Here is a 15,068-nt window from a genome sequence, read left to right as displayed (position 1 = left end):
GGTGGTCAGGCAGCCTTGCTCGGCACAAAACCGGTTTTACCCAAGGCTGTTAGTACCGAGGTGGCTTGTGCACTGTCCAGTCCCTGCAAGGGCGGTACGGCGCGCAGCCAGGCCGGATCATCATGGATGGCGGCAAGGGCCGCCTTGAGCGCCAGCATGCCGCCGTTGCTATCGACAATGGCGATGCGCTCGCCCGCATATTGGCGCAATTGTGCGGTTTCGGGCGCTGTGGGGGCGGCATAGATTTTGGCAAGATCGGCGCAAAACACATTGGGCATGCCCCCGATCATGCCGGCACCACCAGCGGCGACCAGTCCGGGCATTACCCGGTCATCCCCGGTAAAGATCGAGAGGTTCGGATAGCGTTCCGCCAGCATGACGGCGTTGGCGGCCACCCCGGTGGAATCCTTGAGCCCGACAATGGCGCTGCCGAATTTGGCAATCAGCCTGTCGATCAGTTCGGGCGTATAGGTGATGCGGCTAAAGCGCGGGATGTTATAGAGCAGGATGTCGATGTCGGGGCGGCCCGCGCGGGTCATGGCATCATTGATGAAGGCAACGATGCCCTCATCGGACGGGGCGTCATAGTAAAACGGGGGCAGCACCAGCACACCGCGACACCCCAGCGATGCCGCCTTGGCAATCATCCGCCCGGCTTCATCGGCGCTCGGCGTCATAATCGAGGGAATGTGCCGCTTGAGGTCGGCACCCCCAGCCTTGAGTTGTTCAAGCGCAACCATTTTTTGCTGGCTGGAAAGCGAGGCACCTTCCCCCGTGGTGCCAAAGGTCGAAACAAAGCTGCACCCTGTGTTCAACAGGCGCTCGCAATGGCCTGCAAGGCGCTCCGCGTCGACGTCAAAGCTCTGGGTCAGCGGCGTGGTCACGGCGCTGATTACACCGCGTAGATCCGAATTTGACACATTTTCCTCCGAAAAATCAATACGTTATAAAACTGATACAATCAGTTATGCAATCAACAGTCATATGAGTGTTTACATCAGTCGAATGATGTTGCAAAGTCCGTTTGTCAAATTGAGCTGTCTCGGCCCGGTCGTTCCAATCCTCGATCACTTTGGCCTGGACAGACGAATAACCCCGGAAAGGGAGGAATATGAAAACTCTAATGCGCAGTGCGCTTGTCGCACTTTCAGCAGTGTCCTTTGCCGCCATGGCAATCGGCGCGGCTCAGGCTCAGGATCCGATCGAGCTGAAATTCACCACCGTTTCCGTGCCAACCGATCTGCACACCCAGGCGATGAAGGTGTTTGCCGACAAGCTGAATGAGCTTGAACCCAATCTGTTCGATATCCAGCTTTATGATTCCGGCTCGCTTTTCTCGCAGAATGGCGACCTTGATGCGTTGCAGCGCGGCAATGCTGAAATGGCCTATGTGTCGTTCCAGCTGATTGCCGACGCCATTCCAGAATTCGGCCTGTTTACCGCTGGCTATCTGTTCCAGAACGCTGACCACTATCGCAAGGTAATGGAGTCTGATCTGGGTGCTGAATTCAAGCAGACAGTATCGGACGAGATGGGCATCCAACTGCTCGACGTGTGTTATCTGGGCACGCGCGAATTGAACCTGCGCCGTGAGCGCGATGTGCAGACGCCGGCTGATCTGGAAGGCATCAAGCTGCGCATGCCCGGTTCGGACGCGTGGCTGTTCCTCGGCGAGGCGCTTGGTGCAAACCCGACGCCATTGCCATTCTCGGAAGTTTATCTTGGCCTGCAGACCGGCACGATCGACGCGCAGGACAATCCCCTGCCAACTGTTGATGCGGCCAAATTCTATGAAGTCACCCAGCAGATCGTTCTGACCGACCATCTGGTCGATGGATTGCCAATGGCGGTCAACAACCAGACCTGGGATCAACTCGATGAAACCCAGCAGGCCCATATGGTTGAGGCGGCTCACGTGGCCTGCGATTTCAACAATGAAAAGCGCTATGCCGAAGAAGACCGGCTGGTAAAATTCTTTGAGGAAAAGGGTCTTAAGGTCACGACGCCTGACGTTGCTGCGTTCCGCAGCCATGTGCAGGAGTTTTACCTGACCTCGGACCGCGCCAAGCAGTGGCCTGAAGGCTGGGTCGATCGTATCAACGCCCTGGCAGACTGACACTGAATGTCGCCTGCTACCGCCCATAGGGTCCATACGGGCCTGCTCTGGCTGAAACGGGGCGCCGACGCTGTCGGCGTCCTGTTGTTCATGACCGCCTTTAGCGGTTTTATCGTGCAGATATTCTTCCGCTATGTGCTCAACCAGCCGCTGGCGTGGACCGAAGAAGCCACGATGATCGCCTTCATCTGGACAGTCTTCTGGGCTGCCGCCTTCATGGTGCCGGTGCGCGAGCACGTCACTTTTGATGTGGTCTATGATCTGGCGCCCGAACATATAAGGCGCATTTTTTCGCTCTGCACCATGGTGTTGCTGGTCATCGCCTTTGTCATTCTGGTGCCCTATACGCTCGACTATCTGCAATTCCTGATGCGCAAGAAGTCCAATGTACTGCGCTTCCAGATGACCTGGATTTACGGGTGCTATCTGTTGTTTATCGTCGCTTTTGCCATACAGGGCATCTGGCGCATTTATAATCTGTTGCGGCCCAACTGGCGCGACCAGATCTGATCCGGAGTGTTTGAATGTTAGTGGCTCTCGCGCTGCCGGTGATGCTGATCCTGCTCATCTCCTCAACAGTGGCTGGCATGCCCATGGGCATCGCCATGATTGTGTCCTCGATCTTTTACCTGCTGCTGGCGGGGCGCGATGTCGGGCTGGCTGCCGAGCAGGTGCTCAATGGCGTCTTCGGCAATTTCGTTGCCTTGGCGGTGCCGCTGTTCATCTTCGCCGCCAATGTGATGAATGCAGGCCAGATTTCGGACCGATTGCTCAAGTTCGCGCTGGCCATGGTCGGACGGTTGCCGGGCGGGCTGGCGCAGGTCAATATTCTGACCAGCCTGATCTTTTCGGGCATGAGCGGCAGCGCCGTGTCGGATGTGGCAGGCGTTGGCAAGGTTTTGACCAACATGATGATCAAGGACAATCGCTATCCGCGCGGCTTTGCCGGCGCGATCACGGCGACTTCCTCGGTGGTCGGGCCGATTTTCCCGCCCTCAATTCCGATGGTGTTTTACGCGCTGATCTCCTCAACCTCGGTCGGCGCGCTGTTTCTGGGCGGTATCGTGCCGGCGCTACTGATCGTTGTGGTGCTCGGCATTGTGGTCATGATCATGGCCAAACTACGCGGCTTCCCGGTCGAAGAGGCCATTCCCTTCCGGGCCTTTCCAATGATCATCCTTCAGGCGCTGCCGCCTCTGATGATGCCAATCATCCTGCTGGGCGGGATCTATTCGGGTGCCTTTACGCCCACCGAAGCGGCGGCGGTATCGGCGTTTTATGCGCTGTTACTCGCCATCTTTGCCTATCGGGCGCTGAGCCTGCGCCAGTTCTGGGATGTCGTGGTGTCGACGGTCAAGACCACCGCCGTGGTCACGCTGGTTTTGTGCGGTGCTTTCATCTTCAATTATGTGGTGACGATCGAGCGCATCCCGCAGGAAGTGTTCCTGTTCTTTGACCAGTTCGAGATGAATGCGGCGATGTTTTTCCTCGTCATCAACATTCTCTATCTGGTGCTGGGCTGTTTTCTGGACGTCTCCACCATCATGCTGGTGATTACGCCGCTGTTTATCCCAACGGCAGCGGCGCTGGGCATTGATCTGCACCATTTCGGCATCGTGGTGGTGTTTAATATGATGATCGGGTTGATCACCCCGCCCTATGGCATATTGCTGTTCATTATCAAGGCGTTGAACGGCATACCCTTGGGCGAGATGATCCGGGAGATCTGGCTGTTTGTCGGGGTCTTGATTGCCCTGTTAATGGTCATCACCTATTGGCCAGACCTCAGCCTGTGGCTGCCGCGCTATGCGGGGCTATTGGGGTAAGCCCGCCTGTTTGGCGACGCGGGATGGCTCAGTTGAGCTTGCCCGGCAGGCTCAGATCACCCGAGGCAATGTCGAACACATCGGTGACGCATAATAGCGGCGCGTGAATGTTGGCATTAACCTGCAGGGCGGCAGTGACCCCGTCATAAGCAGCGTCGGCGAGGATGCTCTCGTCGGAAAAGGCCACATTGAGGGTAATCTCGGGGCCGTCAAACAGCGGGGTAAATCCGGGGCTGTCGATGAATATCGGCAGACCGGGCCACGTCGCGGGCATCCGTGGCGTTGTACCCTCTTCGATGTCGCGAACCCCAAGCGCCCCTTCCCCGCAAGCGGGCGTTGGCGTCAGCACAACCCAATGGCTATGCCATTTAGTGCCGTCATTGGCCGGGTCGCCATCGCCATCCTCGTCAAACAATGGGGTATCGTCAAAATCGGGATGGCTGGTCGCGGCCAGTGCCAATATGCCGGTCTCGCCCTCAAAGCCGACGCTGGACGGATCAAGCGAGGTTGGCCATACATAAGACAGAACCGGTGCGCCGGCCAGATCGCCAACCGGGGTGGGCGTATCCGATCCGGCGGTGCCATTTGTTGTCATATGGAACGTCACACGGCGGCCATCGCGATGGGCATGGGCGGCCAGAATGTCAAAAGCGGCAACTTTGGCCGTATCAGCGGGTGAAATTACCGCCCCGTCCTGGTTGACCGCGTGGTTTTCATCAGCGGTTGCAGCCCCCACCATCAGCAGCAGGCTGGTCGGCACAATTAGAATGGATCTCATCGCGGTTCTCCGGTTTTTCATCATCGACGCCATCTTTATAGTAGCGAGTCGCTATTATTGCAATGATAGTTTCGACTCGCTATATGTGGGGCATGAAACCGACACACCACATTCGCGCCCTGATCAACCGGTTGTCGCGGCTCGACGCGGCAGAAAATTGGGTTGAGGACCTCAATCCAACGCAATTGGCAGCGCTGGGCTATCTGGCCCAAGCCAACAGGTTTTCGCGCTCTCCGTCCCATGTTGCCGACTATCTTGGCACCACTAGGGGCACGATGTCGCAAACCCTCAAGGCGCTTGAGCGCAAGGGCTATCTCAAGGAATTGCGTTCAGCGTTCGATAAGCGGTCGATTTCCTTTGATCTGACAGCGTCAGGGCAAAAACTTGCTGCCACCCCGAACCCGATGGAGCAGGCGCTGGATGGTCTCGACCCCGATGTACGTGCAAAGCTGGCCCAGTCGCTGACCGGACTGCTCACAAATGTGCTGGCACAAAATCGTGGCCGTGCGTTCGGCGTGTGCAGGAACTGCATTTATTTTACCAAATCCGGCGCCGCCGCCCATTGCGCGCTGCTGCATATGCCGCTGAACCCTATCGACAGCGAGAAAATCTGCCACGAGCAGGTGCCCACCCCTGAACAGCAGTAAAATCAGGGTTATGGCGTCGTCGAACCACGGGTTTTGTGCTAGCAATGCCAAGGCTCAACAAGATTAAAAAAAGACATCAAGGGTGGACCGGCAATGGATAATCTGCAGCGGGCGCTGACGTGGGATCATGGCGTTTTAAGTGTCCAAACTCTGGGCGCCATGTTGGGGCCGACCTTGTTTGTTTTGCCCGACGGACGTCAGATTTCCCCCTTCCAGATCGCACCTTGGGCCAATGAACCCAATAGCGCGCAATTGCCTGGAATTTTGCGCCGTTTGCGTGGCGAATGGCCGTGCGTACCGTTCGGCTCGGACGAGGATCGCCCGGCCCATGATGGCTGGCCCGGCTCAACGACGAATGGGCGGATTGATGCTTTTGCCCATGGTTTTGGCGCCAATAATCATTGGCGTTTTGATGAAGCCGAGCCGGACCAGATCGGGCTGTCAATCACCTATCCACAAACCCACCCCATCGCCTCGCTCGATCGGGTCGTTCGCCCTGATGCCGACGGCGCCGCCATAGATTTTGAATTAAGGATCAATGCGCGCGCAGACTGTGTACTGCCCATTGGGTTGCACCCGTGTTTTCGGTTACCGCATCATCCGGGTGCCATGCGCGTCGAGATTGGTAGCGAGATTGCTGGGGCGACTTATCCCATTGATGTTGATGGCACATCCATTTTTTCCACCGGGCAAATGCTGGCGCACTGGAACGAAGTTCCCTTGCGCAATGGGGGGCAGATCGATGCCAGTCGCCTGCCACTGGTCCAGCAAACCGAGGAGCTATTGCAGCTGTTTGAAATGCCCGGAAAGGCAGCTCTGTGGAACACCGCCGAGGGCTACCGGGTGCGGTTCAGTTGGGACCAAAATCATTTCCCCAGCACGCTCTTGTGGATCAGCAATCGCGGCCGACAGGCAACGCCCTGGAATGGGCGCCATCTGGCCCTGGGGATGGAGCCGATCTGTGGAGCGTTTGACCTGGGCCCACAGATTTCGGCGGCGGATAATCCCATTGCCCGGCGGGGCACGCCAACTGTTCGTCAGTTCCGGGCGGGGGAGCAGTTTGTCACCCGCTACCGCATCGAGGTGGAGCCCGCAGAAACCATCTGAGTTCCTGCGGCCATTGGATCAGGACGCGAACCGAACAAGGATCGTGCGGATTTCCCTGGCACCGAGTGCAAGGCTGAGCGTGTTGCCCTCTAGCGGTAGCACCTCGCCGGGATGCTCGATTGGATCGGCGGCGCGGGCCGCCGATGGCGCCTGGGTAAAGGTCAAAGTGGGTGAGGCAGGTTTGCTCGACAGGTTTTGCAGCCGAAGCGCGACCCAGCCGCTGTCTTCACCAGGTTTTGCCGTGACCAGTACCGGCGATTTTTCATCCAGCGCATAAAAGCTGTCAAAGGTTTTGCCGGTCGGGGCAACGTCGCGCACAGTTACTGGCGGCACGGCCATTTCGGCGGCAAAGCGCGCCGACGCCGCCGCGTCGGCAGGACCATCATGGGTTACCAGACGATAGCGCAGCGGGATCGGTCCACTTTGCGATGATTTGAAGTTGACCAGCCAATGATTATTGAGCGCCCAGCTCATGATCGTTGGCCCTTCGGGGTGCAGGGTGCGATCCCACTTGCCGGTGGTGATGCCACCAAGATGGGCGAGCGGGGTATCGAGCGGCACAAGCGTTACACCGCGACGTTTGTCGCTGACATTGATCCAGCGGCCGGTCGGGTACCAGTCCTTGGCCGCGCCATCGAGTTGATCATCGTTGGGGGTGGCGGCAATGCCGTTGAGATCCAACTCGAAATTGGCACTATCGAGATTGAACGGAAAGGCGATGAACACCGCCTCTGCCTCGGGGTGGTCCAACTTGTTGATCATCCAGTCCACCATCACGCATTTGGTGTTCGCATCAAGGGCGTAGACGACGTTGGCGCTGGAGACCCCGGGGGCCTCGATGTCCACGGTAATTGAGGCGCGGCCCTCGAATATTTCGGCTTTTTTGAGGGTGACCTTTGTCGCAGTCTGGCGACGCCAGGGGGTGTCCTTGTGGCCGGTGAAAAACTCAGGCTTGTCAAAGCTGATATCGGCGATGGCCAAGCGGTCATCGGGCGAATCCACCGTTTCGTAGATATACTCGCCCGGTCCCCAGCCCTGATATTTGGCGGCGAAATCATGGTTTTGCGCCTTGTCGAACAACTCGACGATGGCACCGGTCTTGGGGTCGATCTTGAGGCGATAATGCTTGTTTTCGATGGTGTCGCCATCGGCCTTGAGATCGCTGGCCGGAACGCCTTGCGCGAGATCGAGAAAGGCATAACCCATGGCAGGCACGGTGCCTGCGACCCGGCGAATTTCTGGATAGGGGCGCGGGCCACCCCAGGTGCTGCGTCGATTAAAGAAGGTGTCGAGCACCCCGACCGGGGCGGCACCGCCGCGTGGTTCAGGCTCTTCGACAATCACCTTGCGCTCCCAAGGCAGGGTGTTGAACACCAGTAACTGATCAATGCCCGAGGCCTTGAAGGCTTCGCTGGGGTCAAGATTGCCCAGATTGAAAATGCCCTCCGGCCCCTTGGTGCCGAGTGGTGCTGCCAGTGCATTGGCGGCGTTGGCAACGCTGGAGTGCCCTTCCATCGCCGCGCGATAGGCAAAGCCGGCCTTGTGGTTCCACTGGGCCTGGCTGAACAGCGAATGAGGGGCCTCCACCGAGGAATAGGCACCCCAGGTGTGTTCATCAAACAGGGTCATCGATTCATAGATATCGGCAGCCTTGTCAGCGTCCCAGGCGCTTTGCCCCTTGCTGCGGCGCCAGGCTTCAAGCGCTTCACCGATGCCGACAATTTCGTGGGCGGCACGATTGACGCCAACCTCGAAAGCCGAAGAGCCAACCCCATCGGCCCAATGGTCGGTCCAGTCGCCGCGCTGGGTGGCAATTGATTTGGCGTGTTTTTCTTCGAGTAGCCGACCGAAATCGGTGACGGTGATAAACTCCATTTTATAGGGGCGACCGTCCGCGTTCCAGCGTTTGACGAAGTCGGGTATGCGCGCGTCCGGTGGGCCATTATCGACGCGCACCGGGTGAGTGGATTCGCAATAAAGGAAATCGAAGGGATAGGATTTGTCGTTTTCAAGCTCATCGATCCAGCGCGGCAATAACCGGTCCACCAGATCCCAATTGCCCAGCCCCGCCTGACTGCGACCGAACAGATAATGATAGCCATTCCAGGCCAGAATTTTGTTGCCGCTAGGGCCTTCCCAGCGAAAGGCGCCGGGGAACGGTTTTGGCCGTGCCCCCCGGATCGGGTTGATGGCAGCGGTATAGAATTTGATGCCCAGCTCAGCCAAAAGATCGGCATAGAGCCAGGAGACGCCATTGACGTCATCCTGCATCGCGGCTTCGACATGAAAGCCGAATTCGTCGCGCAGCGCCCGCAATGGATAAAGGCTGCGATGCATCTGCTCGACATTGAGCAGGGGCGTCATGTTATATTGCATGGCGGCAATGTCGATGCGGCCCTGCTCATGCCAATGGCGGAACCGCGCGATCTCGGCCTTGCTGGCGCTGCGCAGATATTTGAGGAACGGCCCGGTGGTCTCGATAGTCCAGCGATACTGCGCTTCGGCCGGAAAACCGTCGGTGGCCTCGATCAGATCGAGCGCCTGACCAACGAACTCGCCATGCTGGCGAAGGGCGACCGGCTGATAGTCGGTAAAGCCGATATCGGTGTGGGCGTGGTTGCAGATATAGATGGTCTTGATCTTGCTCATCGGGGGCTCCTTTGGGCTAATGGGTCACTAATCTGATGCGGGTCCAGGCACGGGGGCCAACAGTGAAGCGGGCCGTACCCTCCGAACATGAAAGGGTTTCGAGCGTCTCGCCGGAAAGCGAGGTTCTGGCGGCGTCGGCAAGTTTGAGAAGGCCAGAGTCGATTTTAGCCTCGACGGTTTCATCGCCGGGATTAAGCAGGCTCATCGCAACGCCTGCCCCATCGGTTTCGAGCCGGGTCAGTACCAACGGCCCGAGATCGGTGGTCAGAAGCGATGCTGCCTCGCGTTTGAGGGCGCCGCGTTCGGCATAGACGTGGGTTGCCAGCGGATGGGTGTGGGCCAGTGCACCCTGTATTGAAGCACCAAGTGCCTGTTTTGGCGCCGGCAACAGCGTAAAGCGGAAGCGGAGTTTGCCGTTTTGGTCGGCCTGGAAATTGGTACTCCAGTAATTGTTGGTCAGCCACGCCAGAAGAACCGGGTGCGGGCGCTCGACGCGGCCATCGGGCTCGCCGAACCGGCCATAGGTAAACCCGCCAATCTGCCAGAGCGGCGCATCGGGGCAGGCCACCATCAATTCATTGTCGGCGTCGGCAATGCGGATGAAGCGCTGGGTGGTGATGTAATGGCGGCTGGCATAGGGCAACTGCTCGTCGTCGAGCGCGACGGTGGCGCCACCGGTTTCATAGTCGGTCGACCAATCGGGACCGAGCGCTGCCATCATTGGCAGATAAAGTGCTTCGGCCTCGGCGCGCGGCAGTTTGTTGACCACGGCTTCGATTTGCACGCTGGGATCGTCGGGCAACAGGCGATAGATCACCTCGACCTGCTCGCCATTGGACAGGGAGAAAACCTGCGCCAGTTCAGCGCTGCCGCGCGACGTTGTGGCGCGGGTTTCGATAACCGTGGTTGGCGTGTGGCGGCGCGCCTTCCAGTCGGTGTGCCAGGCCTTATGCCAGTCGGGGGAATCGAGTTCGACCTGATCAAACATATCGGTGCGAACACCGCTTTCGATCTGTTCCAGCACTGGCACGCCGAACCTGAGATTTTCCGCCACCGGACCGGCAAATTCGACGCCATCGAGTTTGAGCGAACGCACGCCGCCCGCCTTTTGATCAAGTTGAAGCGTGATCCGCCCGTTGGACAGGATGCCGTCCTGACACGAGAGGGTCTTTGTGTCAGCGGGACGCACATCCTTTGCCGGCATGGTCAGATAGGAAAGGGGTGGCACCGAAATCGGGGCGCTCCAGAAGGCGCGCTCGTCAATCAAGTCGGAATTGACCACGTCTTGGCGCTGGATGCGATGCGAAGAGGGGCCGGTAGGCACGATGTCCTCAAGCCCCATGCCGCGTTCCTGATCTGCAGCGCCCGCTAGCGGTGGCAGATAAGGTAGACGCACCGACTGGCGCACGGCAAATGGATGCGGATTAAACACCAGAACGCGCGGTTCGTCGCCGCCTGCTTCAATCGCCAATCGTTCAAGCCCGTCACGCCGCAACATGCGTGCCACACTGGCACCCTCAGCAACCGTTGCCAGCTTCAGCAACTGCTGGGTACGGGTTTCGGGCGAATGGGGATGACTGATGGAGCGATCAGCGCCCCAGGTGTGCTCGGCGTAAAGGGCAAGCCCGGCGCGGGCGGTGTCGTGCAACATGGCGCGACGGCGCGGCGTTTCACCCCCATGCCAGCTTTCAAGCGCCAATGCATCGTCAAGATCGCGCTGACCGCGCAGGACCTGGGCGGTTTCATGGGCCGTGCTGCCGGCGCCAAAATTCCACCAGTCAGTCCAGTCGCCGCGCAGGGTCGGCAAGGTTTCCGCCGGTTCGGCGCGTAGCCGGTCAAAGAACTCCGAGAGGGTGCCAAAACGCAGTTTTACGCCCTGGCTGGCGGCGTTACCCTCGTTGAATCGGCGGATGAAATCGGGAAGGGCGGCTTGTGGCGCACCATTATCGTGGTAGCGGATATTGGTGATCTGCATCATCAGAAACGGGTGGGGATAGCCGGTGGCTTCCCAGCGTTGTGCCCATTGCGGCACGCGGGTGCGCGCTTCGTCCATATCGAGCGGTATGCGCAGGCTCCGGTCCGAGGTGACGCCATAGATGAAGCCATTATAGGCGGTGATGGTGCGACCGCCCGGTGCCTCCCAGTTAAAGGCGCGCGGCCATGGTTTGAGCGCATGCCCATAGTGTTCGTTGATGGCCATGGAAATGCCGGTGATGCCATGATCGAGCAGGGCATCGACAACGCCCCATGGCAAACCATTGACGTCGGTGTTCATTGCCGAGCGCACCGGAATGCCCAGGTCGCGGAAGAACTGGATCGACTTGAGCACGTCAACCACCATGGCGTGGTCCATCAGCGGGGTCATGTGCCAGCCCATGCCGGCGACCTCGAACTGACCGCGCTTGACCGCCGCCAAAAAACGGTCCCGGTCGGTGTTGGACGCACAATCCCACCAGTCCTTGGTGATGCCGGTAACTTCGCAGGTCCAACGGAAGCGGCTGTCGTCGGGATAGTCGGCGGTGCGTTCGGCAATATCGAGCGCCTCGTCGATGAAACGGCGATGCAGTTCCATCACCACTGGTTGGGGGTGGGTATAGCCGATATCGGTGTGGCTATGATGGACGAACAGGATTTCTTTGATCATGACTGGCTCGGTTTGAACGTGTGTTGAAATTGTGCGGTTGGGCGCCTAGACGCTGGCAAAGGCAACCGTCATCGGGCTGCCGGTAGGTTGCTGATGAACTAGCGTGCGGAGTTCGCCGCTTTGCGGATCAAAGGCGAAAACGCTGATATTGTCGGAATCCTGATTGGCGACGACGACATGCTTTCCTGATGGGGTGAAAGCCAGTGCGCGCGGAGTTTTGCCGCCACACGGCCAACGCCCCGTCTCGACCAGTGCGCCATTGTCGGCATCAATCGAGAAGCCAATAATGTCGTCTGATACCCGCAATGAAACCAGCAGATGCCGATTGTCGGGGGACAGAACGATCCCTGCGGGCTGGGTGATTGCCGTTCTTCCGGCGGTAATCGGGATCGACTGTTCAAGGCGGAGCGCATCGCTCGGCTTGTCGAACCCAAAGCGCATGACAGTGGGTGTCAGTTCGCTGACCATGAACAATTGCTGCCCATCTGGATGAAATACAATATGGCGCGGCCCAAGCCCCGCAGGCACGCGAATGTCTCGTTCGGGGAGTGCGGTCAGAATTCCATCATCGCCAAGCCGGTAGGCGGCTAGCCGGTCTGCCCCCAGATCGGCGACATAGACGTGGCTGCCGTCCGGCGCGGGAATGATGCAATGGGCGTGCGCCCGCGTTTGCCGTTCCGAATTCGGGCCGTTGCCCGAATGAGCAATGATGCACACGGCGGGCAGCAATTTGCCGTCGGGTGCCAGCGGAAAAACGGCGACCGACTTGTCCGGCCACCCCTTGGTGGGCGCGCCATTGTAGTTGGCAACCAACAAGAACCGCTCGTCGCGCGTCAGCGCGGCATGACAAACCTCGCTGCCTTGGGTTGGCTGCGATCCAAGTGGCGACAGCTGCCCCGTTGTGGGATCAATTGAAAATGCGGCAACAGCGCTTTGGTCGGTGCCGGTAATCTCGCACGTTGCATAAAGCCGGTTGCTGGTGCCGTTGGTCACGAGCCAGGAACTGTCCTCAATGTCGCCAAAGACTGACCTGGGCACCAGTTGGCCAGTGTTTTCGTTGAGTTCAAACTGGGTAATTCCTACCCCGTTTGCCGCGCCATACTGCGGCATCGACCGCGTCAAACTTCCCGCGAACGCGTAGATCGACATGACTATTCCTCCGCAATACCAACGTCCCGCTGCACGCACGCAGGCGATTTGACATCAGCCGGATCGCCACCAATAGCTGATTGACACGACTAGTATGGTAGCTCTACATTGGTTTGGCAAGAGGAGGAAATGCGAAGTGAATGAGGCAGGCAAGACGGTGCTGGTAACGGGTGCGGCGATGGGAATTGGCCGCGCCGCTGCCGAAGCGTTGGCAGCCGAGGGCAAAAACCTCGTACTATTCGATCGGGACGCGGCGGCGCTAAAAACTACGGTTGCCGAGATCGGCGGGCCGGTGCTTGCTCATATTGGCTCGGTGAGCAATCTTGCCGATTGCGAAGCCGCCGTTGCTCTGGCCAGGGAAAAATTTGGCGGCCTGTCCGGGGTTTCCCACAACGCTGGCATCCAGCGCTACGGCGATGTTTTGGAAACCAGCGAAGAGCTGTGGGCCGAAGTGCTCGATGTCAATCTGACCGGGGCATTTCTGGTTGCCAAGGCCGCGATGCCCGAGTTGCGGCGCAACCGCGGCGCTATCGTCCTGACCGCTTCGGTTCAGGGGATGGCCGCGCAAAAAGGCGCGCTGGCCTATGTGGTTTCAAAACACGCGCTGGTTGGTTTGGTGACGGCCATGGCCGTCGATGAAGCAGCCAATGGCGTGCGCGTGGTGGGCGTTGCGCCTGGCTCGGTCGATACCCCGTTATTGCGCGCCGCTATCGCACTTGATCCTGATCCCGAAGCATTGAGCGCCGTAATCGACGCCATGCATCCGCTGGGCCGTCGCGCCGAAGCCGCCGAAATTGCCAGCGTCATTGCCTTTTTGCTCTCGGAAAAAGCGTCCTTCATTACGGGCGAAACCGTCCGTGTTGATGGTGGACTTCTGGCCCAGCTCGGTGGCGCGCCCAAGGAAGCGGGAAAATAACCTATGAAGATCGTTGATATCAAAGCAACGACGATCGCTTTGCCACTTGAGGCACCGCTGCGCCACGCTGCAGGGGCCCACTGGGGACGATTTGTCCGCACCATGGTTGAAGTCGTGACCGATGAAGGCCTGTCCGGCTGGGGCGAATTGGGCGGCGGCGGGGAAGCTGCCGAAAATTCCGTCCGCAGCCTCTTGCCCTATCTCAAGGGCCACGATCCGCTGCAACTGGAGCAATTGCGCTGGAAAATCATGAATCCAGTGGCCAGTCTCTATAACTCCCGAATGCAGGTGCATGCCGCCATTGAAATGGCTTGCATGGATGTGGCGGGTAAGGCGCTGGGGATACGGGCCTGCGATCTGATTGGCGGTGCGCTTCGGGAATCGATCCCGTTCGCCAGCTATCTGTTCTATCGCTATGCCAACGCCGAGAACGGCTTTGGCAATGAGTTTTCTGCCGATGAGATCGTTGCCGAGGCCAAGCGACAAAAGCAGATCAATGGCTTTAAGACCCACAAACTAAAAGGCGGCGTGTTTAGCCCTGATCACGATGTGGAAGTCTTTTCAGCTTTAGCCGATGCTTTGCCCGGCGATAGCTTCCGGCTCGATCCCAACAGCGTCTGGTCGGTCGAAGATTCGATCCGCGTTGCCGGGCAGATTGCCCATATTCGCAATGACTATTTTGAAGACCCCTGTTTTGGCCTTGAGGGCATGCGGCGGCTGCGCGACCGCATTTCCATCCCGACCGCCACCAATACGGTGGTTGTCAATTTCGAACAGCTCGCCACCTGCGTGCGGCTCGAAGCGGTTGATGTCATCCTGCTCGATACCACCTTCTGGGGTGGACTGAGACAGGCCTATCGCGCCGGGCAGATCCTTGAAACTTTCCAGTTTGGCACCAGCGTGCACTCCTCGGGTGAGGCGGGTATTCAACTAGCCTCGATGCTGCATCTGGGCGCCGCGCTACCCAATATGAGTTTTGCGGCGGATGCTCACTATCATCACCTGCTCGACGACATCATTGTCGGGGGCAAGATGAAATATGTCGACGGCGAGATCGCGCTGCCACAAGGGCCGGGGCTCGGCGTCGAAGTCGACCGCGACAAACTCGCTCATTACGCCGGCCATTTTCGCGATGTCGGCGGCTACACCTATGACCGCGATCCGCATCGGCCAGGCTGGTATTCGATCCAGCCTGAGAGCCGCTATGCCGATCCGGCACAACGTTAGGAGGACCGC

Annotated in this window: 12 protein-coding genes; 7 read left to right on the top strand and 5 right to left on the bottom strand. The window is 58.8% G+C overall.

Annotated elements, in window-relative coordinates:
- Positions 1–5 precede the first annotated feature (5 nt).
- The gene (locus PSQ90_RS05350) at positions 6–920 is read right to left on the bottom strand and encodes a dihydrodipicolinate synthase family protein (RefSeq protein ID WP_282212390.1); all 915 of its coding nucleotides are present in this window, start codon (positions 918–920) and stop codon (positions 6–8) included.
- Positions 921–1,111: 191 nt separating this feature from the next.
- Between PSQ90_RS05350 and PSQ90_RS05345 the strand changes: the two genes are divergently transcribed.
- Genes PSQ90_RS05345 through PSQ90_RS05335 form a run of 3 tightly spaced genes read left to right on the top strand, consistent with a single transcriptional unit; the run spans position 1,112 to position 3,942 of the window.
- Entirely contained in the window at positions 1,112–2,116 is a 1,005-nt protein-coding gene (locus PSQ90_RS05345) for a sialic acid TRAP transporter substrate-binding protein SiaP (protein WP_282212389.1), read from the top strand.
- A gap of 6 nt (positions 2,117–2,122) precedes the next feature.
- Positions 2,123–2,626: a TRAP transporter small permease gene (locus PSQ90_RS05340; RefSeq protein ID WP_282212388.1), complete on the top strand. Its 504-nt coding sequence runs from the start codon at positions 2,123–2,125 to the stop codon at positions 2,624–2,626.
- 14 nt (positions 2,627–2,640) lie between these two features.
- Positions 2,641–3,942, top strand: coding sequence for a TRAP transporter large permease (locus PSQ90_RS05335; RefSeq protein WP_282212387.1), 1,302 nt, complete (start codon positions 2,641–2,643; stop codon positions 3,940–3,942).
- 28 nt (positions 3,943–3,970) lie between these two features.
- Here PSQ90_RS05335 and PSQ90_RS05330 read toward each other — a convergent pair whose 3' ends face one another.
- The gene (locus PSQ90_RS05330; RefSeq protein WP_282212386.1) at positions 3,971–4,720 is read right to left on the bottom strand and encodes a hypothetical protein; all 750 of its coding nucleotides are present in this window, start codon (positions 4,718–4,720) and stop codon (positions 3,971–3,973) included.
- 62 nt (positions 4,721–4,782) lie between these two features.
- Between PSQ90_RS05330 and PSQ90_RS05325 the strand changes: the two genes are divergently transcribed.
- A complete protein-coding gene (locus tag PSQ90_RS05325; protein WP_282212385.1) occupies positions 4,783–5,367 on the top strand; it encodes a MarR family winged helix-turn-helix transcriptional regulator in 585 nt (194 codons plus the stop codon).
- 93 nt (positions 5,368–5,460) lie between these two features.
- Positions 5,461–6,474, top strand: coding sequence for a hypothetical protein (locus tag PSQ90_RS05320; RefSeq protein WP_282212384.1), 1,014 nt, complete (start codon positions 5,461–5,463; stop codon positions 6,472–6,474).
- Between the two features lie 18 nt (positions 6,475–6,492).
- On the opposite strand, the gene PSQ90_RS05315 is transcribed toward PSQ90_RS05320, so the two are convergent.
- Genes PSQ90_RS05315 through PSQ90_RS05305 form a run of 3 tightly spaced genes read right to left on the bottom strand, consistent with a single transcriptional unit; the run spans position 6,493 to position 12,916 of the window.
- The gene (locus PSQ90_RS05315) at positions 6,493–9,123 is read right to left on the bottom strand and encodes a glycoside hydrolase family 38 N-terminal domain-containing protein (RefSeq protein WP_282212383.1); all 2,631 of its coding nucleotides are present in this window, start codon (positions 9,121–9,123) and stop codon (positions 6,493–6,495) included.
- A 16-nt stretch (positions 9,124–9,139) separates the two neighbouring features.
- Positions 9,140–11,767 (bottom strand): glycoside hydrolase family 38 N-terminal domain-containing protein, encoded by a 2,628-nt coding sequence (locus PSQ90_RS05310; protein WP_282212382.1) that lies wholly within the window; start codon positions 11,765–11,767, stop codon positions 9,140–9,142.
- 45 nt (positions 11,768–11,812) lie between these two features.
- Entirely contained in the window at positions 11,813–12,916 is a 1,104-nt protein-coding gene (locus PSQ90_RS05305; RefSeq protein WP_282212381.1) for a lactonase family protein, read from the bottom strand.
- A 136-nt stretch (positions 12,917–13,052) separates the two neighbouring features.
- Here PSQ90_RS05305 and PSQ90_RS05300 point away from each other — a divergent pair, with 136 nt between their 5' ends.
- Together PSQ90_RS05300 and PSQ90_RS05295 are read left to right on the top strand one after the other, a co-directional pair.
- Positions 13,053–13,832: an SDR family NAD(P)-dependent oxidoreductase gene (locus PSQ90_RS05300; protein ID WP_282212380.1), complete on the top strand. Its 780-nt coding sequence runs from the start codon at positions 13,053–13,055 to the stop codon at positions 13,830–13,832.
- Positions 13,833–13,835: 3 nt separating this feature from the next.
- Positions 13,836–15,059: an enolase C-terminal domain-like protein gene (locus PSQ90_RS05295; protein ID WP_282212379.1), complete on the top strand. Its 1,224-nt coding sequence runs from the start codon at positions 13,836–13,838 to the stop codon at positions 15,057–15,059.
- Positions 15,060–15,068: the final 9 nt, after the last annotated feature.

This window comes from Devosia rhodophyticola (genome assembly GCF_028816475.1).
In the GTDB taxonomy this organism is placed as follows: domain Bacteria; phylum Pseudomonadota; class Alphaproteobacteria; order Rhizobiales; family Devosiaceae; genus Devosia; species Devosia rhodophyticola.
This window is presented reverse-complemented; position numbering and strand designations above follow the sequence as displayed.